The organism is Pseudoxanthomonas sp. GW835-FHT14C01, from assembly GCF_058793715.1.
The window spans coordinates 612,878-637,315 of the sequence record NZ_JBXAGB010000003.1; the positions used below are offsets into that span (position 1 = coordinate 612,878).

Below are 24,438 nucleotides of genomic sequence, written 5' to 3' on the forward strand. Positions count from 1 at the left end.
ATGAGCCAGGGTTTCGACGCATTGCAGTCCCACGCCGCGCGCCTGCGCGCGGTTCCGTTGAGCACGCTGCTGGCGCGCGAGCCCGATCGCGTCGCCGCCCATGCCTTGCGCAGCGGTCCGCTGTACTTCAACTTCGCCCGCCAGTCGTACGACGCGCCCGCGTGGCAGGCATTGCAGGCGCAAGCTGAATCGGCCGGCCTGGCTGGCGCTTTCCGCCGTCTGTTCGATGGGGAGAAGGTCAACGTCACCGAGGATCGCGCGGCCCTGCATACCGCGCTGCGCGGGCGGAATTCGGATGCCATGGTGGCACGCGAGGCCTTCGCCACTGCGGCCGACGTTCGCCAGCGCATGGCGGCGCTGATCGCGCAGCTGGAAGGCAGTGATGTCACCGACATCGTCAGCGTCGGCATCGGCGGTTCCGACCTCGGGCCGCGGCTGGTGGCCGATGCGCTGCGCGGTCCGCTGCCGGGCCGCTTCCGCGTGCACTTCCTGTCCAACGTCGACGGGGCGGCGGCGCAGCGCACGCTGGCGCCGCTCGATCCCGCGCGCACGGCGGCGGTGCTGATCTCCAAGACCTTCGGTACGCAGGAAACGCTGCTCAATGGCGGCATCCTGCGCGACTGGCTGGGCGGCAGCGAGCGCCTTTACGCCGTCAGCGCCAATCCCGAGCGAGCCGCGGCGGCCTTCGCCATCGCGCCGGAGCGCGTGCTGCCGATGTGGGACTGGGTCGGTGGCCGGTATTCATTGTGGTCCGCAGTCGGCCTGCCGATCGCGCTGGCGATCGGCTTCGACCGTTTCGAGCAGTTGCTGGAAGGTGCGTCCGCCTTCGATGCGCACGTCATCGGCACGCCGCTCGCCGACAACATCGCGGTACGCCACGCATTGACGGCGGTATGGAACCGCAACGTGCTCGGCCATGCCGCGCACGGCGTGATGACCTACGACCAGCGTCTCGCCTTGCTGCCGGCCTATCTGCAGCAACTGGTGATGGAGAGCCTGGGCAAGTCGGTGAAGCTGGATGGCAGCCCGGTCGGTGTCGACACCGTGCCGGTGTGGTGGGGCGGCGCAGGCACCGATGTGCAGCACAGTTTCTTCCAGGCACTGCACCAGGGCACGCAGATCGTGCCGCTGGATTTCGTCGGCACCGTGCGCAACGACGATCCGTATGCCGAGAACCACCTCGCGCTGATGTCCAACCTGCTGGCGCAGAGCGAGGCGCTGGCGAATGGGCAGGCCAGCGCAGATCCGCATCGCAGCTATGCAGGCGGCCGACCGAGCACGATGATCCTGCTGGATGCGCTGACGCCGCAGTCGCTCGGTGGTCTGATCGCCATGTACGAGCACAGCGTCTACGCGCAGTCGGTGCTGTGGGAGATCAATGCATTCGACCAGTTCGGCGTGGAGCTGGGCAAGCAGCTCGCCAACGGACTGCTGCCCGCACTGAAGGGCGAATCCGAAGCGAAGGATCCGGTGACGCGTGCGTTGCTGGCCGAGCTGAGGACGCGCGGCTAAGGATGGCGCGCCCTCCTGCTTTTCTGTAGGAGCGACGTGAGTCGCGACCGCACGAAGTGAGCCATTGGACTGCCGCTGCTCCGTGCATGGAAGCCCGGTAGCTGGCGTGATTTGCGGGTCAGGGCGATTCGTTCGTGCGGTCGCGACTCACATCGCTCCCACAGCGTCTCCGTGTTGATGCAGCGCCCAGGCAACGTGCTCGCGGACCAGCGGCGACGTATCGTCGCGACGGCTCGCCAGTGCCGCCAGTACGTCCGGGGTCGACGGCGCATTGCCCAGCGCCACCGCGATGTTGCGCAGCCAGCGCTCGTGGCCGCTGCGTCGGATCGCCGATCCTTCGGTGCGGCGCAGGAACGCTGCTTCGTCCCATGCGAACAACTGCGGCAACGTGGCCACGTCCAGCTCGTTGCGCGCGCGGAAATCCGGTTCGTCCGTGCGCTTGGCGAACTTGTTCCAGGGACAGACCAGCTGGCAGTCGTCGCAGCCGAAGATGCGGTTGCCGATGGCGGGGCGCAGGTCTTCCGGAATCGCACCTTCATGCTCGATGGTCAGGTAGGAGATGCAGCGGCGTGCATCGAGCCGGTACGGTGCGGTGATCGCCTGGGTCGGGCAGACGTCGATGCAGCGCGTGCAGGTCCCGCAGTGCGCGCTGGCCGGTGCGTCGATCGGCAACGGCAGGTCGACGTAGATCTCGCCGAGGAAGAACCACGAGCCGCCATCCTTGTCGATCAGACAGGTGTGCTTGCCGATCCAGCCCAGTCCCGCATTCCGTGCCAATGCGCGCTCCAGCACCGGCGCGGAATCCACGAATACGCGATGGCCGAATGCGCCCACTTCCTGCTGCAGGCGCTCGGCCAGCTTCTGTAGCCGGTTGCGCATCAGCTTGTGGTAGTCGCGGCCCAGCGCGTAGCGCGCCACATAGGCGCGCTCGCCATCGTGCAAGGTGTCCCAGGCGTCGTCGCTGTCGTTGCGCCCGTAATCCAGTCCCACCGAGATCACCCGCAGCGTGCCGGGGATGAGTTCCTGCGGACGCGAACGCTTGTCGCCGTGCTGGGCCATCCAGTCCATCGAGCCGTACAGGCCTTCCGACAGCCAGTCGCGCAGATGGCGCTCGTCCTCGCCCAGTTCGATGCCGGCGATGCCGCAGCGCTGGAAACCGAATTCGTGCGCGAGCGTCCGCACGCGCCGGGCGAGCGCGGCGGGGTCGGGCAGGGATGGGCTGGGGCCAGCGGTCGACATGGCGCGATTATAGAAGGGCCCTCTGGATTCACTTCCCCGCAACCCGGGGCGGACCTAGAATTCCGCCATGTCCGGCACCTCGCCCCTGTATTCCACGCACGCCGCGCGGGCACTGGACGCACGCGCCACGCAGGCGCTTGGAGGCGATCCGTACGCGCTGACGCAGCGCGCCGGCCTGGCCGCCTGGCAGCACCTGTTGCTGCATTGGCCCGAGGCGCAGCGCATCGTCGTGGTGTGCGGGCCCGGCAGCAATGGCGGCGACGGCTACGTGCTGGCACGTCATGCGCATCGTGCGGGCCGTCGCGTCGACGTCGTACACCTGCCGGCGCACGTCCCCGGCAACCCGGTCGCGCAACGGGCCTGCACCGACTATGTCGCCGGTGGTGGGCAGGTCACCTTGTTCGATGGCGCACTGCCGATGGCGGACGTCGTCGTGGATGCGCTGTTCGGCATCGGTCTGTCGCGCGCGCCGGAGCGGGATGTCCAGGTGCTGGTCGATGCGATCAACAGGCAGGCGGCACCGGTATTCGCGCTCGACGTGCCGAGCGGCGTGGATGCGGACAAGGGGTGCGCGCCGGGCGCCGCGGTACTGGCGACGCGCACACTGCAGTTCATCGCACGGCATGCAGGCCTTCATACCGGTGACGCGCTGGAATACACCGGCGCGCTTTCGCTGGAGGATCTCGAGGTTCCCGCAGCGGCCTTCGAAGGTGTGCCGGCGCACGCTTTGCTGCTGGACCAGGATGCCTTGGCGCGCTGGCTGCTTCCGCGTCGCCGCAACACGCACAAGGGCGAATCCGGGCACGTGCTCTGCATCGGTGGCGATGACGGCAGCGGGGGCGCGATCGCGCTGTGCGCCGAAGCCGCATTGCGTTCCGGTGCCGGACTGGTGAGCGTCGCGACGCGACCGACACATGTCGCGCCATTGCTGGCGCGCAGGCCAGAGGCGATGGTGCGAGCGGTGGAGTCGACGGACGACCTGGCGCCGTTGCTCGAGCGTGCGCGCGTGATCGCACTCGGTCCCGGCATGGGTCAGGGCGAGTGGGGCCGCGCACTGTTCCGCTACGCAATGCGCGGCGGCAAGCCGCGTGTGATGGATGCCGATGCGCTGAACCTGCTGGCGATGTCGCCACAGATGCTGGACGACACGATCCTGACGCCGCATCCCGGCGAAGCCGCGCGTTTGCTGGATTGCACGACGGCCGATGTGCAGGGCGATCGTTTCGCTGCCGCGCAGGCGATCGCACAGCGGCATGTCTGCGTGGTGGTGCTGAAGGGCGCAGGCACCATCGTGGCGGCACCCGGCGAAACTCCCTGCGTGATCGATGCCGGCAACCCCGGCATGGCGGTCGGCGGGATGGGCGATGTGTTGACCGGCGTTATCGCCGCGTTGCGTGCCCAGGGACTTTCCGCCTTCGAGGCCGCCAGCGCCGGTGCGTTGCTGCATGCGCTGGCCGGCGACGCGGCGGCGTGGGACGGACAGCGTGGTCTGCTGCCGTCGGACCTGTTCGCGCACCTGCGACGGCTGGCCAATCCGTGAGCGTCGCGGTTTCGCATCGCGCCATTGCGTGAGCGCTTAGAATCGCGGCATGCACCTGATCCTTCCCGACAACGACGCCACCGAAGCGCTGGGCCAGGCCTTGGCGCGCACGCGTCCTGGGTTCGCGGTCGTGCATCTCCACGGCGAGCTCGGCGCCGGCAAGTCCACGCTGGCTCGCGCGCTGTTGCGGACCCTCGGCGTGGCGGGTGCGATCCGCAGTCCCACCTACACACTGGTCGAGCGCTATCCGGTTGACGGGGGAGAAGCCTGGCATCTGGATCTGTACCGCATTGGCGACGCCGGCGAGTTGGAGTTTCTGGGACTGGACGAGGGTGCAGCGGTGCTGTGGCTGGTCGAATGGCCCGAACGTGGCGCCGCCGCGCTGCCCGCTGCGGACCTGCATGTGGCACTGGCGGTCGAGGGCGCCGGCCGCTCGGCCCGGCTCGCGGGCGTATCCGCTGCCGGCGACGCGTGGCTGACCCGCCTGACAGCCGAAGGGCAGTTGCCCGCACCATCTCTCCAGTCCGGTTAGGAACATCCGCCAGGTTGCGGATTATTAAGGGAAAACGCCTTGCATTCGTGGGCGGATGGTGCTTGAATCCGCGGCATGAGCCCGGGGATGCCCACCACTGCCACGCTGCGCCTCGCCCTTGCAGGCGTGCTGGCCGTGGCGCCGTGCACGCTGCTGGCCGGCGAGGTCACCGGCGTCACTATCGCCCAGGGCAGCACTGGCACGCGTGCCGAGATCCAGCTGGCCGGCGCCGGGCAGTACAAGACCCTCACGCTGAAAGGCCCCGACCGGCTGGTCGTCGACCTTCCCGCCTCGACGGCCAAGGCCGGCCTGCGCCTGCCGGCCCCGGCCGGCATCGTGCGTGCCGTGCGCACCGGCCAGCCGGACGCGAATACGCTGCGTGTCGTCTTCGACCTCGCGTCACCGATCACGGCGCTGAAGCCACGGATGGAGCAGGAAGGCGCCACCTCGCGACTGGTGATCGAGTGGCCGGGCGACGGCGCTGCCGTACCGGCCACGTCCGTTGCCACCACTCCCGCAACGCCTCCGCCCGCCACGACCCCGACGCCCGCCACTTCGCCGCAGGCCGACGCCGCGCGTGCCACGGCGTTGCTGACCGCGCAGGTAGTGCAGGCAGGCACGGCGCCTGCGCCGTCCAGCCCGACGTCACCTTCGCCGCAGGCCATCCTCAACGGCCAGCCGACCGCGACCGCGGTGCCGGCGCAGACCACGCCCGGCGAGCGGCCCACCTACACCATTGCCACCGGCCAGCCCACGCCGATGCCGGGCGCGGCCGCCACCGCCACGACCGAGCCGGCACCTGCCGCTGAAGCTCCCCGACCTTCGGCCGCGATCGCGGCGGGCACGCGTCCGCTGGTCATCGCCATCGACCCCGGCCACGGCGGTCAGGACCCGGGCGCCATCGGCCCCAGCGGTCGTTACGAGAAGCACGCCGTGCTGGCCATCTCCAAGGAGCTGGCCCGCCAGATCAACGCCACGCCGGGCATGAAGGCGTACCTGGTCCGCGACACCGACGTCTACGTCGAGCGGCCGCAACGTGCGCGCAAGGCGCGTGCGGCGAAGGCCGACATGTTCGTTTCGATCCACGCCGATGCGGCCGAGAACCGCAGCGCCTGGGGCTCGTCCGTCTATGTGCTGTCGCTGCGCGGCGCGTCCTCGCAGCATGCGCGCTGGCTGGCCGACAAGGAAAATGCCTCCGACCTGGTCGGCGGCGTGCGGCTGACCAAGGACACGCTGTCGAACGTGCTGCTGGACCTGGCCCAGAGCGGCCACATGAAGGCGTCGCAGGATGCTGCCGGCCACGTGCTGACCTCGTTGAAGGGCCTGGGCAAGACCCACAAGCCGCAGATCGAGTTCGCCAACTTCGAAGTGCTGCGCAACTCCGACATGCCGGCCATGCTGGTGGAAACGGGCTTCATCTCGAATGCGGATGAAGAAAAGCGCCTGTTCGATCCGGCCCACCAGCGCAAGGTCGCCGGCGCGGTGCTGGAAGGCATCCAGTCCTACTTCACCCGCCAGCCGCCGCCAGGCACGCTGTTCGCCGCGCGTGCGCAGGCCGAGGCGGACGCACGTACCGTTGCCGCGGGCGGAGCCGCCGGCGCGCCCTGATCGCCCGGCCGCTCGGCTATCATCACGGCTGATTCCCCGAGACGGCGCCACCGCGCCGCCAGCACGTGCCGATCCGCCAGCTTCCCGACACCCTCATCAACCAGATCGCTGCCGGCGAAGTCGTCGAACGCCCGGCGTCCGTGGTCAAGGAACTGGTCGAGAACGCCCTGGATGCCGGCGCGCGGCGCGTCGATATCGATCTGGAAGAGGGCGGCGTCCGCCTGATCCGCATCCGCGACGACGGCGGCGGCATTGCGCCGGAAGAGCTGCCGCTGGCGGTATCGCGGCACGCCACCAGCAAGATCGCATCGCTCGATGATCTGGAGGCGGTGGCCACGCTCGGTTTCCGCGGCGAAGCGCTGCCGTCGATCGCCTCGGTCAGCCGCTTCGCGCTGACGTCCCGGCGCGCGCAGGACGAACATGGCGCCTCGCTGCAGGTGGAAGGCGGCAAGGTCGGTGAGGTCGCGCCCAAGCCGCACGCCGTCGGCACCACCGTGGAAGTACGCGAGCTGTTCTACAACGTGCCGGCGCGGCGGAAATTCCTGCGCGCCGAACGCACCGAGATGGGCCACATCGAGGAATGGCTGCGATCGCTGGCGCTGGCGCGTCCCGACATCGAGCTGCGCGTCTCGCACAACGGACGCCCCTCGCGGCGCTACAAGGCCGATGAACTGGAATCGCTCGCGCGCCTGGGCGAGACGTTGGGCGAAGAGTTCGCCCGCAGTGCGTTGCGCGTGGACCATGCGGCGGCCGGGCTGCGGTTGCATGGCTGGATCGCGCAGCCCAGCTACTCGCGTGCGAGCGTCGACCAGCAGTACGTCTACGTCAACGGACGCTCGGTGCGCGACCGCAATATCGCGCATGCGGTGAAGATGGCGTACCAGGACGTGCTGTTCCATGGCCGCCAGCCGGCCTACGTGCTGTTCCTGGAGCTCGATCCCACGCGCGTGGACGTCAATGTCCATCCCGCCAAGCACGAGGTGCGTTTCCGCGACACGCGCCTTATCCACGATTTCGTCTACCGCACGCTGCATGAAGCGCTCGCCGAGACGCGCGCCGGCACGCTGGCGCAGGACATCGCGCCAGCGTCCTTCGGTGCGCGGCCCGCAGCGTCCATGCCGTCCGCCTGGATGCCCACGCAGCAGTCGCCGCTGGGACTCAACGTGGCGGAGGCTCCCGCGGCCTACGCCGCGCTGTATGCCGCTCCGCTGTCCGATGCGACGCAGGCGGGCACGCAGGCGGGCACGATGCTGTCGACGCCGTCCGTGCAGGCGATGCCCGTCGAAGATGCGGATGGCATTCCTCCGCTGGGATTCGCCATCGCGCAGTTGCATGGCATCTACATCCTGGCGGAGAACGCCGACGGCCTGATCGTGGTCGACATGCATGCCGCGCACGAACGCATCGGCTACGAGAAGCTGAAAGGCGCGCACGACAGTATCGGCCTGCGCGCGCAACCTCTGCTCGTGCCGATGGTGCTGGCGGTGGCCGAACGGGAGGCGGACGTGGCCGAGCGCGAGGCCGCGACGCTGGCGACCCTCGGCTTCGACATCACCCGCAGCGGCCCGCAGTCGTTGAGCGTGCGCAGCATTCCCGCCCTGCTGTCGAATGCCGAACCCGAAGCGCTGTTGCGCGACGTGCTGGCCGACCTGCGCGAGCATGGCGAGAGCCGGCGGGTCGCCGCGGCGCGCGACGAACTGCTGGCGACAATGGCCTGCCACGGCGCCGTGCGCGCCAACCGGCGACTGACGCTGCCCGAAATGAATGCCCTGCTGCGCGAGATGGAAGCCACCGAGCGCTCCGGGCAGTGCAACCACGGCCGCCCGACCTGGGCGCGCTTTTCCTTGAACGAGATCGACCGCTGGTTCCTGCGAGGACGCTGACATGGGGAAGAACAGGGGATGGCTGGGGATGGCCCTGCTGTTGGGGCTGCTGGCCGGGTGCGGAGGCGACGACAAACCCGCGACCACCGGCAAGGTGGCGGATGTCCGTTTCCTCGCCGACAACAGCGCCTGGCGCGAACAACGCAGGATCGAACTGACGGCGCCCGACGGCTGGACCAGCCTCGTCGGTCTGCACTGGATCGAACTGAAATCCCACTTCATCGGCAGCGGGCCGGGCAGCGGCATCAGGCTCGCCGTCGGTCCTGCCAGGCTGGGCATGGTCACGCAGCAGGACAAGCGGGTCTTCTTCACGCCCGAGGGCGGCAACGCGCTCACCTTCAACGGCGAGCCGTTGAAAGGCCGCGTGGAACTTGAAAGCGACCGTGATGCGATGCCGTCGACGATAGGCTTCGACGAAGGCAAGGGCCAGCTGACCGTGATCGAGCGCGGTGGCCGGCACGCACTGCGGGTGAAGCATGCCGATGCCGAGTCGCGTACGCAGTTCGTCGGACTCGACTACTGGCCCGTGCAGGAAGACTGGCGCATCGAAGGCCGTTTCATCCCGCATCCCGTCGGCAAGACGCTGACCATCATCGACGTGATCGGCGTGGCGACCGAATCGCCCAATCCCGGTGTGGTCGAGTTCGAGCGCGACGGCAAGACATTCCGGCTGGAGGCGCTGGGACAGGCGGGCGGTCCGCTGTTCTTCGTGCTGGCTGACCGTACCAGCGGGCACGGCAGCTACCCGGCCGGCCGCTTCCTGGACGCCGACGCGCCGCAGGCGGGCAAGGTAGTGCTGGATTTCAACCGGGCCTACAACCCGCCCTGCGCCTTCACGCCTTACGCGACCTGTCCATTGCCGCCGGCGGAGAACCGACTGGATCTGCTGGTCGAGGCTGGCGAGAAGGCGTACGCGAAGCCCATCAAAGTGCTCTGAAGGAAGACCGATGCTGCTGCGCCGTTCGCTGAAAGTCCTCGTCGCCACCGCGCTGCTGGGCAGCGCGTCCGTCCTCGCGGTGGATGCGCCCAGCGCGACCGGGGCGCCGGTGCCGTTGCTGTGGAAGGTGTCCGACAAGGACAACGCGGTCTACCTGCTGGGTTCGTTCCATCTGCTGCGCCCGAGCGACTATCCGCTGTCCGGCGATGTCGATGCCGCCTTCGCCGATGCCGAGCGCGTGCTGTTCGAACTGTCGCCGGAGGAAATGCGTTCACCGGCCGGCTCGCAGCTGATGATGCAGGCCGCCATGCGCATCGACGGCAAGACGCTGCAGCAGGACCTCGACGCCGCCACCTGGACGCGGCTGGAGGCATGGGCGGGCAAGAACAATGTGCCGCTCGCTTCGTTCACCCGTTTCGAACCGTGGTTCGCCGGCCTGACGATCAGCATCGTCGAGATGACCAAGCAGGGGCTGGACCCGAAACTGGGCCTGGACAATCATTTCATGGACAAGGCCCTGGCGGCCGGCAAGCCCACCAGCGGGCTGGAGCGCATGCAGGAGCAGATCGGCGTGCTGGATGGCATGGACGCAACCGAGCAGCGCCAGTTCGTGGCGGAAGCCCTGGAGCAGGCCGACAAGGGCTCGGCGGAGACCCGGCGCCTGCACGACGCCTGGCGCCGTGGAGACGCCGAAGCCCTATGGAACGGCATGGCGTCCGACATGCGCGAGCAGTATCCGCGTCTGTACCGGCGCATCAATGTCGACCGCAACGACGCCTGGGTGCCGAAGATCCGGCAGATCCTCGATCAGCCCGGCGACGACGATGCGCTGGTGGTCGTCGGTGCGCTGCACCTGCTGGGCGAGGATGGCGTCGTGCAGAAGCTGCGCGACCACGGCTACAAGGTCGAGCGCATCTGTTCCGCATGCACGACCGGTGGACGCTGACGCTCAGCTGATCCGGTGTGGCACCGACGCGCGTGGCGTCACGTCCTGGCAGGCTCCATGACGATGCAGTCCACCGGGCAAGCGGGCACGCACAGCTCGCAGCCCGTGCACAGCGGATCGATTACGACGTGCATCTGCTTGGCGCCGCCGATGATCGCATCCACCGGGCAGGCCTGGATGCACTTCGTGCAGCCGATGCAGTCTGCTTCCACTACTACCGCAACCATCGCCCGCTTGTGCATGCCACGCGCGCGGTCGTAGGGCAACGGCGGCACCTGCAACACGCGGGCGAGTGCGCGCGCACCCGCGTCGCCGCCAGGCGGGCAATGGTCCACGCCGGCGTCGCCGCGCGCCATCGCCTGCGCGTACGGCAGGCAGCCGTCGAACCCGCACTGGCCGCATTGGGTCTGCGGCAACAGGCGGTCGAGGCGTTCGACGAGATCGGCGTTCATCGCCGTGGCGAGGCTGGCGGCGTCAACGCACCGGCATGCCGGGCAAGGCGCCGGCATCCGCGTCCAGCAGCGCCAGCGCGCCGCCGTCGAAGCCGGCCGACAGGATCATGCCCTCGCTCAGGCCGAAGCGCATCTTGCGCGGGGCCAGGTTGGCGATGAACACCACGTTGCGGCCGATGAGCTTGTCCGGTTCGGCGTAGCTGGCGCGGATGCCGGAGAAGATCTGGCGCTGGCCCAGGTCGCCGGCATCCAGCAGGAAGCGCAGCAGCTTGTCGGAACCGTCCACGAGGCCGCACTCCAGCACCTTGCCGACGCGCAGGTCGAGTTTGGCGAAGTCCTCGATGCCGATGACACCGCCGGTGTCCTTCGGTTCTGCAGGCGCGGCCGCCTTGGCTTCGGTCTTCTTCTCGGCGGCGGCGGGCGCCGGAGCGGCGAGGGTGTCCTTGGAAGCGTCGGTCATGGCGTCGATCAGTTTCGGGTCGATACGGGTGAAGAGAGGCGAATACGGCTGGATGGTGTGCGCCTGCAACGGCGCTGCGACGTCGGCCCAGGTTTCGACAGGGGCGCCGAGGAAAGCCTCCGCCTCCGCTGCGGTGCGCGGAAGCACCGGCTTCAGCGCGGCCGCGAGAACGCGGAACAGGTTCAGGCCCTGCGTGCAGACGGACTGCAGGGCGGCGTCCGCGCCTTCCTGCTTGGCGATCACCCAGGGTTTGGTCTCGTCGATGTACTTGTTGGCTTCGTCGGCCAACGCCATCGTCAGGCGCAGCGCGGTGGCCGGCTCGTTGCGCTCGTAAGCGTCGGCGATCGGGCCAAGCGCGTCGACAAAGCGCTGGTACATGGCGGGATCGGGCAGCGCGTCGGCGAGCTTGCCGCCGAAGCGCTTGTCGATGAAGCCGGCGCAGCGGCTGGCGAGGTTGACGAACTTGCCGACCAGATCCGCATTGACGCGCGCGACGAAGTCGCCGAGGTTGAGGTCGAGGTCGTCGACGCCACCGGACGACTTGGCCGCGTAGTAATAGCGCAGCGCTTCCGGCTCCAGACCCACGTCCAGGTAGGTGCGTGCCATGATGAAGGTGCCGCGAGACTTCGACATCTTGGCGCCATCCACGGTCAGATAGCCGTTGACGTGCAGGCGTGTCGGCGCGCGATGGCCGGTCCCGTGCAGCACCGCCGGCCAGAACAGGCCGTGGAAATTGACGATGTCCTTGCCGATGAAGTGGTGCAGTTCGACATCGGTGCCGGCGTCGAGGTGCGGCTCGAACGCGATGCCGCGTTCGTTGCACAGGTTCTGGAAGCTGCTCAGGTAGCCGATCGGCGCATCCAGCCAGACATAGAAGTACTTGCCGGGCGCACCGGGGATCTCGAAGCCGAAGTACGGCGCATCGCGCGAGATGTCCCACGCACGCAGGCCACCTTCGGCATCCAGCCACTCGCGCAGCTTCGCCTTGACGCCGGGCAGCGCGACGTCGCCGGCCAGCCATTCGCGCAGGAACGCATCGAAGCGGCCCACCTCGAAGAAGTAGTGTTCCGAATCGCGGATTTGCGGCGTGCTGCCGGACAGGATCGATTTCGGTTCCTTGAGGTCGGTCGGCGCGTACGTGGCACCGCAGACCTCGCAGTTGTCGCCGTACTGGTCGGCGGAACCACAGTTCGGGCAGATGCCCTTGATGTAGCGGTCGGGCAGGAACATGCCCTTGGCCGGGTCGTAGAACTGCGCCACCGTGCGGCGGCTGATGTGGCCACCGGCGTCGAGGCGCTGGTAGAACTGTTCCGTCAGTTCGCGGTTTGCGGCGGAGTTGGTCGAGTCGTAGTGGTCGAACGCCACGCCGAACGCAGCGAAATCGCGCTCATGGCTGGCCTGGATGCCGGCGATGAAGGCCTCGGGCGTGACACCGGCCTTCTCCGCCGCCAGCATGATCGGCGTGCCATGGGTGTCGTCTGCGCAGACGAAGTACACCGTGTCGCCCCGCATCCGGCGCGCCCGCACCCAGATGTCGCCCTGGATGTAGCCTACGAGGTGACCCAGGTGCAGCGGGCCATTGGCGTAGGGAAGGGCGTTGGTGACGAGTGCGGTGCGGCTCATGACGGACTTCGCGACGGGGGACTGCGATTATCGCATGCCCGGATGGAAGCCCTTTCCCGTGGCCCAAACGCAACAGGCCCGGCAATGCCGGGCCTGTGCTGTCATGGATCCACAAGGGCTTACTGGCGGATCCAGGTCTGCGACTTGCAGATGAACGCGATGCAGCCGGACACCTCCAGCTTCTTGCCACCCTCGATCAGTTCCATCTTCGACTTGTAGATCTTGCCCTCGTCCGGCTTGAGGATGGTGCCGCCGGCGTACTCGCCGCCGCCCTCGGCCTTCATGCCGCGGATGATCTCCATGCCGGTGATCGGCTTGTTCTTGCGGTCGTCCTTGCACTTGTCGCAGGTCGGGTTCGGCTTGCTCGGGTTGATCAGCTCGACGATGCGGCCGGTGATCGTGCCGTTGGCGGCCTGGGTGATCTCGACGAAGGACTTGGGCTTGCCGGTCTCGCTGTCGATGGTCTTCCAGCGGCCCATCACCGGATCGGCGGCTGACGCCACCATCGACAGGGCCATCAGCGGAGCGGCCAGCATCGCGGCCATCAGGGTCTTGCGCATGTTCCCCTCCCAGGGATGTAGGTCAGGCCCGCCGGCAATGGCCGGCAGGATGATGCCTGTTATACCGCATCCGCTGGCGTATGGAAGGGCTCAGCCGTCCTTTCGCGTTCCCAGTTCACTTTCGTTCCGCTCGGGCGTTTCCGGCTCGATGGCATTGACATCGGGCTCGGCTCCCGGAATGCGGGAAGCGGGTTGTTGTGCAGGAAGTTGTTCGACTTCGCCCACGCTCACGCGTCCGATGCGTGGCTTCATCCAGACGTTGTCGTGCCAGGCCTGGTACTGCTTCGGGTCCCAGTACTTCTCGTCGAAGAACTTGCTGCCGTCGATCTGTTCGAAACCGTTTGGTCCCGGTACGTAGATCTGCACGTTCCCCGTGAAGCCGGTCCGGCTGCCCGTAATCTTCCGGCGCTCGCGCCGAAGGGTGTTTGCGATGCGCGGTTGCGCCGCCTCGTCCCCGTACTTGGCATACAGCGCCGCGCCTTCTTCCAGTGCGCGCTGGCGCTCCGCCTCGCTCAGTGCGCTCCAGTAGCGCTCGCGCAGTCCGAGGAAGCCCGCATAGCCTCGTTCGGCGGCAAGATCCATCCATGCGTAGGCCAGTGCCGGGTCCTTCGGGACGCCCTGACCGTTCCACAGCATCTCCGCAACCATCCCTTGCGAAGCCTTGTCTGCGTAGAAGGACGCGCGCTGAAAGAACTTTAAGGCATCTTCGTAACGCCCTTTCTTGAACTCCTCCAGCCCATGCAGTCGGTAACGGAGGTCCGGGTGGGCCGACAGGAACCCGGCCGACAGCATCAGTCTGTCCTGAGTCGGATCGGGTGCGGCGGCGTTCTGTGCCATCACCGTCTGCGTTGTGGCGGGCAGGCACAGTGCGGCAAGCACCAACATGGTTTTCAGCGGCTTCATGAACTTCCTTTTCCCCGATGACGTGCTGACCATTCTGTGAATTCGCCGGCAAGCACGCCTGTATCGAAAGTCACGATGGGCGGCCAATAGAAACGGCCGGCCCCATGGGCCGGCCGCCAACAACGCCACCTGAACTGCTCAGTTGCTCTTGCTGGGAGCACCGACAGTGACGGTTCCGCCGAGATGGCGGGAGAAGAAGTCCAGCATGGTCGTGTAGAGCTTCACGCGGTTCTCGACATCGTAGAAGCCATGCATTTCACCGGACTGGATGATCATGCCTTCCGGCGGATTGCCGGCGGCGATCAGCGCCTTGTTCATCAGCTCGGTCTGTTCCGGCGGCGTGCGCACGTCGCGGGCGCCTGCAGCGAGGTAGACCGGGATCTTCACTTCGCCGGCGCGCCGCGCCGGAGAATTCTCAGCCCACGACTTCGTGTCGCTGCCATGCGTGCGGCGAAGATAACGCTGGCCGGACTCGCGTTCCGGGATATCGCCCTTCTTGAACATCAAGTCCACATCGTACACGCCGACATAGCCGAAGGTGCACTGGAACAGGCCGGGCGCACGGATGGGGGCCATCAGCGAGGAATAGCCACCGAAACTGCCGCCGTAGATGCAGATACGGTCCTTGTCGGCATAGCCCTGGCCGATGGCCCATTGCGTGGCATCAATGATGTCGTTCTGGATGCCCTGTCCCCACTGCAGGTGACCTGCGTCCTGAAACGCTTTGCCGTATCCACCAGAGCCACGGTAGTTCACCTGCAGAACGGCGTAACCTCGGCTGGCCAACAACTGTGCCTCCCAGTTGAAGCCCCAGTTGTCGCGTGGGCCGATCGGTCCGCCGTGCGGATTGACGATCAACGGCAGGTTCTTGCCATTTGAGCCGTGCGGCAGGGTAAGGTAGCCATGTATCAGCTTGCCATCGCGCGAGGTGAAGTTGAACGGCTTCACGGACGCCATGTTCTTCTTGTCCAGTTCAGGTTTGCGCTGCATCAGGAAGCGCGCCTTGCCGGTGTCCCGATCGTAGAGGTAGAGCTCGCCGGGATTGCTGTCGCTGTAGACGCTAACAATGATCTTCTTGCCGTCCTGTGTCTGGCTTGCAAAATCGACCATCTGCCCTTCGAATGCGCCGGCGAGAGATGCATAGAGTTCGGCGTCCGGGCTGCTCTCGTCGATCAGCTTCACGGCGGGAGCGCCGGCCTCGGTAACGACGCCGACCAGCGTGGATTCGTCGGTGGACCAGATGTAGTCGGATACCTCGGCGATCTTGTCCTGGAACAAGGGCGTGAACTCACCGGTCGCGGTACTCAGCGTGCCAACAGCCGCGGGGGATTTGCCATCGTCCTGTTCGGCATAGACGGTGCCAGTCACGGTCGTACGGATCACCGAGAGGTGCTTGCCGCCCGACTTGGAGGCGTTGACCAGTGTCCAGCCCTTGTCGTCGCGCCGGTAAAGCTCGGTACGCTCGTCGTATTCGCCTTCTTCGTCCTTGCTGGACGAGCAGACCGCGAACCGCGGTTGCTTGCCAGCATCCAGCGCGATGCTGCAGTTCTCCTTGGGCGCGCGGCCCAGGGAAATGCGGCGCCCGCTCAGCGTGTCCATGCGATACACCTCGGTGCCTACGCCTTCCGAAGAGCGCGGGCTGGTGGCCTGCATAATGACGTTCTGATCATCGTCGCGCAGCGTATCCAACAGCGAGAACCGTTCCGAACCCACGGTCTTGCCGCGCTGAGTCGCATCGCGGGTACCGTAGAAGATCAGCGGGCGCGGCTGGCTGCCATCGGCGTTCACCGCAAACCATTCGCCGGTATTGAATGGTTGTGCGTAGCCGCCCAGCTTCTTGATCGCGTTGAACATCAGGCGATTTGGGCTGACCCAGTAGAAACTGCCTACGCTCTTGCTGTCGGGCAACTGGTTGACTTTGACCAGCTTCAAGTCGCTGGTGCGCATGACAGCGAGGACATCTTGCTCGCCCTTGTCGACCGTCACCGCAAGGTACTCGCCATTGGGCGAGATCTTCACTGTGCCGTAAGCGGGATGCGAGACGAAGTCACGCACCTGCTGGAGCGTCGCCGCCTGCCCAGGCGCCGCCAGCACGCACGCAAGCGCCAGCATCGATGTCGCAAGTAAGGATTTCTTCATTACTCCCCCAATTAAAAATCGCCCCGGATGAAAACAGCTCGACGACGGCGGATTTGGGCCATCGCGCACGCCCGTTGAAGCGTGACTGGATGCCGACTTTAGCAGGAAAATTTCGGCCATTGACACTTCCTGGCGGGGCGTAGGGCCGTGGGCAGATACCGGCGTCGCGTGTGTACGGGGGCCGAGGTGCTCGGCCCTTGTCACCATCTGTGGGGCGACACCGACCGGAGCGCGCGACTGTAAGATGCAGTCCTGTAAATACGTGACCTGGGCTACCCATTTCATGTCCGGAACCCCTGACTCGACCGGCGAAGCAAAAACCTGGGCGGCCCGCCAATACCTCATCGCAGTGGAAGCGTCGAATAGGGGCGACTGGGAACGTGCGCTGCCTGTATTGAGAGCGCTGGCGGTGGCGAATCCGGAGCTGCCGCACGTTCACCATCTGCTGTCGGTCGCTGCGCTGGCAACCGGCTCGCTCGACGAGGCGCTGACGCATTCGCAGAAGGCCGTGGAGCTCAAGCCGGGTGACGTAGACCTCCTGCTGCAGGCGGCGCGCGCCATTTCCCAGGCTCGCTCTCCCCAACAGGCGCTGGGGCTGGCGCATGAGGCTGTGCCCTTGGCATGGAGCAACGCGTCGACCTGTCAGCAACTCTCCGTGATCTTCGCCAGGGCCAATGCCTACGAGCCGGCGAGCCGCCTGAGTGCCCGAGCGCTCGAACTTCTCCCGGAGGACATGCGCAACGTCTTCAACCATGCCACCACGTCGCTGTTCAACGGGGATCTTCAGGCTGCGGAGGCGGCCTACCGCCAGGTGCTGGTCCACCAGCCTGCCCACGCGCAGGCACATCTTGGTCTGGCGCAGCTGAAGAAGTGGACGCCGGAGGTCAACAACATCCGGCGCCTGACGGCAAGCCTTGAGGGGACCCGCGATGCAGCGAGCAGGATGTATCTCCATCTGGCGCTGGGAAAGGAGTATGAGGACATCGGTCACTACGCGAGCGCCTTTCGCCATTTCACAGCGGGCAAGACAACCGGAAAGGCGCTCCTGCGCTTCGGTACGCAAGTCGACCACGCGTGTTTCGATGCTCTTGCGACCGAATCCGCCAGCGCAGGCCATGCGATGGGATACCCAAGTGAGGAACCCATCTTCGTCGTCGGGATGCCTCGCACGGGTACCACGCTGGTTGATCGCATCCTGTCGAGCCATTCGTCGGTGCAGTCGATCGGCGAGGTGCTCAATTTCCCGTCCCTGATCAAGCGTGCGGGTGGTACGCGAACGCCTCGCTTGATCGACGCGGATACCGTACTGGCTGCGAGGCGGATCGATTGGAAAGCGCTTGGCACCGGCTACATCGACAGCACTAGGCCACTGACGGGTAGCTTCCCGCACTTCGTCGACAAGCACCCCCATAATTTCCTCTATCTGGGAATGATCGCCCGTGCGCTCCCCGGGGCAAGGATCATTGGGATGCGCCGGAATCCCTTGGATACCTGCCTCTCCAACTTCCGGCAACTTTTTTCGCCGGCGTCTCCTTACCACGGCTACTCGTTCGATCTAGTCGAGACGGGACGGTACTTTGTGAGGTTCAACCGGTTGATGCAGCATTTCGAGAGCCTTCTGGGCGATCGCATTCTCTGGATCGATTACGAAGATCTCATTTCAGACCAGGAGTACCAGACCCGGCGGCTCCTGGACTTCTGTGGGCTCGACTGGCAGCCGCAATGCCTTCGGTTCGAACTCAATGCCGCGCCGGTGGCGACCGCCAGTGCGGCGCAGGTTCGTGGGACGCTGCATCGCGATGCCCAAGACCGGTGGCGCTGCTATGCGGATGATCTGCAGCCTTTGATCGCGTTGCTCCATTCCGAAGATTCGGCTGCGCCAGCACGGCAAACATGAGCAAAAGGAAGCCCGGTTTCCCGGGCTCCCTGGCATATCACACCGTGGAAAAGCCTCAGCGCAGCTTGTAGGTGAACTGGAGAAAGACCTCGCGGCCGATGACGCCGGAGTAGTACGTACTCCAGAAGAAGGGATACGCCAGGTCCTCATCGAACAATGGCTTCTTGTCCAGCAGATTCTGGACCTGGAACGATACGGTTGCCTTGTCCGTGATCTCTTTCGAAACACCGGCGTTCCAGATCACGAAGCTGCCGCCGCGGCCCTTGTCCGGATCGCCGAGGGGCAGGGAGCCCAGGCGGTAGCCATTGACGTTGGCGGCCCAGTCGTCCAGTTGCCAACTTGCGCTCCAGTTGAAACGGCTACGGAAGTTCAGGGTGCGCTGGTTCACCAGGTCATCACGATCATCGATGATGCCGTCGCCGGGAAACAGCTCGATTTCCTTCTTGAGGACGTGCGTCCACGCAAGGTCGAAATCGAAATCGCCCAGACGGTCCGTATCAAGCCCGTACTTGAAGTTCACGTCGATGCCGCTGGTACGGCTGAGCGACTGGTTGACCGGGAAGGACCTGTACTCGTCCACTTGGTTGTCGCGGAAGGGCGAGTCGGTGCGGGTCACCAGTCCGGTGAAGAACTGGCAGGCCGCGGAGTTCTGATCAACGGTGTTACCGGCGCGATCGGTGCCGAGCAGGCAGGACGCTTCTTCGCGGAACAGGTAGGACGTGAAAATGTCGTCCACACCGCCGGTCAGTTCGATGTCATACCAGTCCGCGCTGATCGACATCTGGTCGGTGATGTCCCAGACCACGCCGAACGTCGTGGACTTGCCCTCTTCTTCTTCAAGGTCGGTGCTGCCGCGGCGGATGCCCTGTACCTGGTAGTTATAGTCGGCGTCGCTCGAGCAGGCCGTGCCCTGCGGATTCAAACCATCACGCCGGCAACGGTATTCGTCGACGATCGACGTGAAGAAGCCCGACTCGCCCGCGTACACATAGTGCATGTCGGGGGCACGGAAACTGGTGCCATGGCTGCCGCGGAAGAGCAGGCTCTCGACAGGACGCCATTCGAGGCCGACCTGCCAGGTGATCGCGTCGTCCACGTTGGTGACGTCGTCGTACTTGTCGTAGCGGCCGGCCACGCTCGCCTTCAGGCTGTCGAGAATCGGGATGCTGAACTCCAGGCCCAGTGCGTAGCGGTCACGCTCGCCACCGCCGCCCGTATCGGAATAGTTGTAGATGGGCTCGTTTCCGGTGTAGCCAGGCAACGTACGCGGATCGGGCGTCAGTTCATAGCTCTGACGGGCCGCCTCGATGACTGCTGCGGCGCCGAATGCACCCGCCGGCAGCTCGAAGAGGTCGCCCGACACGGTGAAGTTCGCCTGGGTGACGTCGGATTCGGCCTTTCCGATCAGGGTGGTGTTCAACGACTGGAACGTCGCGGCATCGATCGGGTTGAAGAAACGTGCCTGATTCAGCTCGTACACCGGGTAGGCATCGAAGTAGGGATCGAAACCCTGCTGTTCGCCCAGGAAGTACTCGGTGAGCCTGTTGGCGAGAAAGCGCGGACGCCGCGTTTCGATTCTGTATTCCGCACGGGACACCGTCGCATCCCAGTCGAAGCGATCCGAGAGCATGGTGCCGCGCAGGCCGAACGCGACGTCAAACGCGCGCTCGTCCGATGTCGCATTCTGCGCGCCTGCGCCGCCGACTTCGGCAGGCGTGAAGATGCGCTGCAGGTTGACGAATGCGCCGCCGCCGGGACCGGTGAAGTCGGATTCCAGGTTAGGGTCGAAGAAATCAGAGCTGGACCAGAACTGGGTGGCGCTAGCGAAATTGGCCTTTGAGCGGGAGGCGCTCAGCTGCGCCCAGCCCTGCAAGCCGTTGTCGAAGTCGAAAGTGCCGTACAGATAGCCGGACTGGTTGCTGTCGGAGTTCCGGATCGCTTGGGTTGCGGGATAACCGAAGTAGCCGCAGCGAGGCCCGGTATACACCGACGAGGCTTCGAAGTAATACGCTTGGAATTCGCTGAATCGGGCGCAGGTTGCTTCACCTCCGTCCGGGAATACGCGGTTGCTGTTAGCGATGTCGAATACGAGCAGGCCTTCGACGGCATTGACATCTTCCGGATTCACGCCAGGCTCGTCGAAATAGGAATCCATGAACTTGCGTTGGGACGCGAAGATCGCTTCGCGCTCGACTGCCTCGAACGCGTACACGACACTCCATTTGTCGCCGGTCTTGCCGCCGATCCACTGGAAGCGTCCCGAATCGCCGCCACCTTGGGTGGTCGTACCGGCACGCACGCTGAGCTGATCGCCCTCGTAGTTCGTTTTCATGATCAGGTTGACGACGCCGGCCACGGCGTCCGAACCGTAGATCGCCGATGCGCCGCCGGTCAGGACTTCGACGCGTTCCAGTGCGGCGGCCGGGATGTTGGCCAGGTTCACCGCGTTGGATTGCGAGTTGTAGGGCAGGGGATAGTCCGCGGCGCGACGACCGTTAATCAGTATCAGCTGATAGCCCGGGCCCAGACCTCGCAGGTTCAGGAAGCTGGCGTTGGGCGTGAACCCGTTCTGGTTCAGTTCGTTCTGGATGGACGCGGTGTTCTGGGTCAACGAGTTCAGCGCGTCATAGACGGTGGCGAAGCCTTCGCGCTCGATCTCGGCGGCTGTGATTACGGTGACCGGCGCAGGACCTTCCACTTCGGCGCGCTTGATGCGTGAACCGGTGACGGTCACCTTGTCCAGCGTGGCGGTGCTCTGCTGCTGCGACTCTTCCGTGGTCGACTCGGCGTCTTGCGCGAAAGTGCTTCCTGCGAATGGCACCACCAAGGCGGTGATCAATGCCGCGCTCAGGCGGCTGCGCTTGAGCGCACTCGGATTGCGAACTGACATGTAGTGAATCCCCAAAATGTCGAGAGGTAATGCGGTCCCCAATGGATATGTCCTTCGCCCTTACCGCACATAAACGTCCTGTTGTTCGAAAACTAACATGCGATTAACAGTGACAGCCGTAACACATAGCTGTGTTACCTAAATTACGGTTAAAAATGTGCCGCACGTCACATATTCTGACTGTTAAGGTTCCGCTGGTACGTTCCTAAACGGCCTTTTTGTTGCAATTGCAACAAGATTCGAAAAAAAAGCCCGGCGCTAGGCCGGGCTTTCTGACGATTGTCAGCTCACCATCAGTTGAACTTGTACTCCAGTTCAAGCGCCACTTCGCGCCCGATCGGGCTGAAGGCACGCCAGAAGTACGGGTACGTGTTGTACCCGTCGTCACGCGGATGGACCTTATCGAAGACGTTGTTGACGTAGAAATTCACACCGAGCTTTTCGGTGACCTGCTTGCCCACGCTCATGTTGTAGATGATGTACGGAGCGATGCGGCCGGTTTCCTGCCAGTTCGGCAGACTACCGTAACGCAGGGCGAACACTGCGGCCTGCCAGTCGTTCTTCTGCCAAGTCGCCGTGGCACGGACGCGGCTGCGGAAGTCGAAGTTGGTCAGGTCGTCGCGGTAGTCCAGGATCGGATCACCCTTGAACTGCGAGGTGGTCTGTTCCAGCGTGTGCGAGTAGCCCAGCTGCAGACGGAAGTCGCCAAGGCGATCAGTGTCCAGACGATAGTCGAGCGTGGCGTCGATGCCCTTGGTTCCGAGGAATGCACGGTTGATCGGGCCACGGCGAATTTCAGTGATCTGGCCATCGTTCGGGGTGCCCGGGGCGCTCAAGCGGCTGACACGCGAAAGCATGTCGTTGCAGAACGCGGAGCCAGGTGCGCCGAGCGTGAAGGGCTGGCGATTCCGGGTCAGACCCGTGACGCAGCCGGCCTCACCGTCGAGGATGTACGCCGTGGTGATGTCGGCAACGGCGTCCTCGAGCTCGATGTGGTAGTAGTCCGCGCTGACGGACAGTCCATCCAGGATGTCCCACACCACGCCAGCAGTCCAGGACTTGCCGGTTTCTTCGGTCAGGTCGGTCGTGCCTTGGCGAACACCGAAAGAGGTGTAGTTGATAGTGGTGTCGCTGGTCGGGCACTGCGCCGCAGTACGGCCGCTCTCGAGGCAGCGACGGGTATCGAAGATCGCGCTGAACGAACCACTGCGCTCGGCAAACACGTAGTGCATGTCAGGTGCACGGAAGCTCGTCGAGTAGGAGGCTCGGAACAGCAGGTTGTCCAGCGGACGGAACTCGAGACCGGCGTTCCAGGTCTTGGCGTCATCGACGGACGTGATGTCGTCGTACTTGTCGTAGCGGCCGGCGACACTCGCCTTGAGCATCGAGAAGATCGGGATCGAAAACTCCACGCCGAGTGCGTAGCGGTCGCGATCGCCGCCACCGCCGGTACCAGTCAGGTTGTACGGACGATCCGCACCAGTGTAGTCGGGCAGGATGCGCGGATCGGCCGTAAGCGTGTACTCCTGCTGCGAGGCTTCTAGCACCGCTGCGAAAGCCAGCGGGCCAGCCGGCATTTCGAATAGATCACCGGCGATGGTGAAAGACCCTTGGTTGACGAAAGACTCGGCGTCGGTCTTGACCACGGTGTTGAGCGCAGCGAACTGTTCCGGCGTCAGCGCCGAGTAGTAGCGCGATTGGTTGAGGCGATAGACGGGATACGTCACGCCACCGACGACCTGCGTACGAAGCTGCGGGCCGAGGAACCAGTCATTTACGGCGGTGGACAGGAGGCGCGGACGATCCACCTTCACGCGGTATTCGGCGCGGGACAGGGTCACGTCCCAATCGAAGCGATCGGCGATGGTGCCGCGCAGACCGAAAGCGAGGTCATAGGACTTCTCGTCATTCTTGGCCAGCAGGTTCTCCACGCCGCCGGCTTCCTGCGGGGTGAAGACGCGCTGCGCATCGACCAGCGCATTAAATCCCTCGTCAAACCACAAGGCACCGACGGTCCGGCCACCCCAGAACTGGGTGCCGGCGCCGTACTTGGCTTTGGAGGTCCAGGCCTGCAGGCTGCCCCAAGCTTGGATGTCGTTCTCGAAATCGTACGTGCCGAAGATGTAACCGGACAGATCGCTGTTGCCATTGCGGATGGTCTGGTAGGCGACGTCCTTGAACGAGCCGCAGGCCTGACCGAGATTGGTGATGACACCCGTAGCCGTGGCGGAGCGGTAGTTCCAGCGCACCCATTCGTCACCAAGCTGCTCACACGCGCCTGCCGGCGGCGCGAAATATGAGCCGGCCGTGGAACCGGTGCGGCGACGCACTCGCATGGTGCCGGTCGGCTGGATACCGACGAAGTCCGGGGGCAGCGGGTTGTCGAGCGACGAATCCATGAATTCGCGCTGGAAAGCGTACAGCGGCTCGCTGTTGTAATACTCAGCTGCGTAGGTGACGCTCCAGTTTTCGCCGGTCTTGCCTCCGATCCACTGGATGTCGCCGACGTCGCCGCCGCCGCGAGTGGTGGTGCTGCCGCGAACCTTCAAGATGTCGCCTTCGAAGTTTGTCTTCAGGATCACGTTGATCACGCCCGCGACCGCGTCCGAGCCGTAAATGGCGGAAGCACCACCAGCAAGCAGTTCGATACGATCCACCGCCGCGGCGGGGATATTACCGAAGTTGGCAAAGTTGCTCTGTCCGTTGTATGGCAGCGGATAGTCAGCTGCGCGGCGGCCGTTGATCAGCAGCAGAGTGCGGCCCGGGCCGAGGCCACGCAGATTGATAACGCTGGCATTCGGCGTGAAACCGCCCTGGAAGATTTCATTCTGGGCCGCACCGCCAGCCTGCGTGAGAGTATTCAACGCGTCATAGACGGTGTTGAAGCCTTCCCGTTCGATCTGGGCAGAGGTGATGACGGTCACCGGCGAGGGGCCTTCGATTTCGGTGCGCTTGATGCGCGAACCGGTCACGGTGACCTTGTCCAACGTGGCTGTCGATCCCGACGAAGGGGGGGGGGTCTGAGCTTCTTGGGTGCTTTCCTGCGCCAAAGCGGCCACGGAGAACGGCACGACGAGGGCGGTGAAAAGTGCCGCGCTCAGGCGGCTGCGCTTAAGCGCATTCGTATTGCGAACTGACATGTGGTGAATCCCCTAAACTGTCAATGGATGCGGCCCCCAATTGGCTGATCCGTCAGCCCCGGCCGCACGTAACGTCCTCGTGACCCGACGTTAACATGGGATTAACGTCTATGCCCATAGCACAGAAAGATGTTACAAGCGTTACCGCTTGAAATGTGATGTAAGTCACAAAAATTA

The 24,438-nt window shown here is 65.1% G+C and carries 16 protein-coding genes; 8 read left to right on the forward strand and 8 right to left on the reverse strand.

The window, feature by feature from the left end; translation table 11 throughout:
* On the forward strand, positions 1-1,512 hold the full coding sequence (gene pgi, locus AC1Q5B_RS16270) for a glucose-6-phosphate isomerase (protein ID WP_492632529.1): 1,512 nt from the start codon (positions 1-3) through the stop codon (positions 1,510-1,512).
* 147 nt (positions 1,513-1,659) lie between these two features.
* Here pgi and queG read toward each other — a convergent pair whose 3' ends face one another.
* The gene (queG, locus tag AC1Q5B_RS16275) at positions 1,660-2,751 is read right to left on the reverse strand and encodes a tRNA epoxyqueuosine(34) reductase QueG (protein ID WP_492632530.1); all 1,092 of its coding nucleotides are present in this window, start codon (positions 2,749-2,751) and stop codon (positions 1,660-1,662) included.
* 67 nt (positions 2,752-2,818) lie between these two features.
* Here queG and AC1Q5B_RS16280 point away from each other — a divergent pair, with 67 nt between their 5' ends.
* From AC1Q5B_RS16280 to AC1Q5B_RS16305, 6 genes are all read left to right on the forward strand, one after another.
* On the forward strand, positions 2,819-4,291 hold the full coding sequence (locus AC1Q5B_RS16280) for an NAD(P)H-hydrate dehydratase (RefSeq protein ID WP_492632531.1): 1,473 nt from the start codon (positions 2,819-2,821) through the stop codon (positions 4,289-4,291).
* A 49-nt stretch (positions 4,292-4,340) separates the two neighbouring features.
* Positions 4,341-4,823: a tRNA (adenosine(37)-N6)-threonylcarbamoyltransferase complex ATPase subunit type 1 TsaE gene (gene tsaE / locus AC1Q5B_RS16285; RefSeq protein ID WP_492632532.1), complete on the forward strand. Its 483-nt coding sequence runs from the start codon at positions 4,341-4,343 to the stop codon at positions 4,821-4,823.
* A gap of 87 nt (positions 4,824-4,910) precedes the next feature.
* The gene (locus tag AC1Q5B_RS16290) at positions 4,911-6,431 is read left to right on the forward strand and encodes an N-acetylmuramoyl-L-alanine amidase (protein ID WP_492632533.1); all 1,521 of its coding nucleotides are present in this window, start codon (positions 4,911-4,913) and stop codon (positions 6,429-6,431) included.
* A 65-nt stretch (positions 6,432-6,496) separates the two neighbouring features.
* On the forward strand, positions 6,497-8,314 hold the full coding sequence (gene mutL / locus AC1Q5B_RS16295) for a DNA mismatch repair endonuclease MutL (RefSeq protein ID WP_492632534.1): 1,818 nt from the start codon (positions 6,497-6,499) through the stop codon (positions 8,312-8,314).
* A gap of 1 nt (position 8,315) precedes the next feature.
* A complete protein-coding gene (locus AC1Q5B_RS16300) occupies positions 8,316-9,251 on the forward strand; it encodes a DUF1684 domain-containing protein (protein WP_492632535.1) in 936 nt (311 codons plus the stop codon).
* A gap of 10 nt (positions 9,252-9,261) precedes the next feature.
* Positions 9,262-10,197, forward strand: coding sequence for a TraB/GumN family protein (locus tag AC1Q5B_RS16305; RefSeq protein ID WP_492632536.1), 936 nt, complete (start codon positions 9,262-9,264; stop codon positions 10,195-10,197).
* A gap of 38 nt (positions 10,198-10,235) precedes the next feature.
* Here the strand turns inward: AC1Q5B_RS16305 and rnfB are convergent, their stop codons facing one another.
* The 5 genes from rnfB to AC1Q5B_RS16330 all read right to left on the reverse strand — a co-directional run bounded on the left by rnfB (position 10,236) and on the right by AC1Q5B_RS16330 (position 16,454).
* Positions 10,236-10,649, reverse strand: a complete 414-nt coding sequence (rnfB, locus tag AC1Q5B_RS16310) for an Rnf electron transport complex subunit RnfB (RefSeq protein WP_492632537.1) — start codon at positions 10,647-10,649, stop codon at positions 10,236-10,238.
* 22 nt (positions 10,650-10,671) lie between these two features.
* On the reverse strand, positions 10,672-12,732 hold the full coding sequence (gene metG / locus AC1Q5B_RS16315; protein ID WP_492632538.1) for a methionine--tRNA ligase: 2,061 nt from the start codon (positions 12,730-12,732) through the stop codon (positions 10,672-10,674).
* A 119-nt stretch (positions 12,733-12,851) separates the two neighbouring features.
* Entirely contained in the window at positions 12,852-13,292 is a 441-nt protein-coding gene (locus AC1Q5B_RS16320; RefSeq protein WP_492632539.1) for a DUF2147 domain-containing protein, read from the reverse strand.
* A gap of 90 nt (positions 13,293-13,382) precedes the next feature.
* Positions 13,383-14,195, reverse strand: coding sequence for a hypothetical protein (locus tag AC1Q5B_RS16325; protein WP_492632540.1), 813 nt, complete (start codon positions 14,193-14,195; stop codon positions 13,383-13,385).
* A gap of 138 nt (positions 14,196-14,333) precedes the next feature.
* The gene (locus AC1Q5B_RS16330; protein ID WP_492632541.1) at positions 14,334-16,454 is read right to left on the reverse strand and encodes an alpha/beta hydrolase family protein; all 2,121 of its coding nucleotides are present in this window, start codon (positions 16,452-16,454) and stop codon (positions 14,334-14,336) included.
* A 163-nt stretch (positions 16,455-16,617) separates the two neighbouring features.
* Here AC1Q5B_RS16330 and AC1Q5B_RS16335 point away from each other — a divergent pair, with 163 nt between their 5' ends.
* Entirely contained in the window at positions 16,618-18,231 is a 1,614-nt protein-coding gene (locus tag AC1Q5B_RS16335; protein WP_492632542.1) for a tetratricopeptide repeat-containing sulfotransferase family protein, read from the forward strand.
* A gap of 55 nt (positions 18,232-18,286) precedes the next feature.
* On the opposite strand, the gene AC1Q5B_RS16340 is transcribed toward AC1Q5B_RS16335, so the two are convergent.
* Both AC1Q5B_RS16340 and AC1Q5B_RS16345 read right to left on the reverse strand, forming a co-directional pair.
* Positions 18,287-21,121, reverse strand: a complete 2,835-nt coding sequence (locus tag AC1Q5B_RS16340) for a TonB-dependent receptor plug domain-containing protein (RefSeq protein WP_492632543.1) — start codon at positions 21,119-21,121, stop codon at positions 18,287-18,289.
* A 293-nt stretch (positions 21,122-21,414) separates the two neighbouring features.
* The gene (locus tag AC1Q5B_RS16345) at positions 21,415-24,261 is read right to left on the reverse strand and encodes a TonB-dependent receptor plug domain-containing protein (RefSeq protein ID WP_492632544.1); all 2,847 of its coding nucleotides are present in this window, start codon (positions 24,259-24,261) and stop codon (positions 21,415-21,417) included.
* Positions 24,262-24,438: the final 177 nt, after the last annotated feature.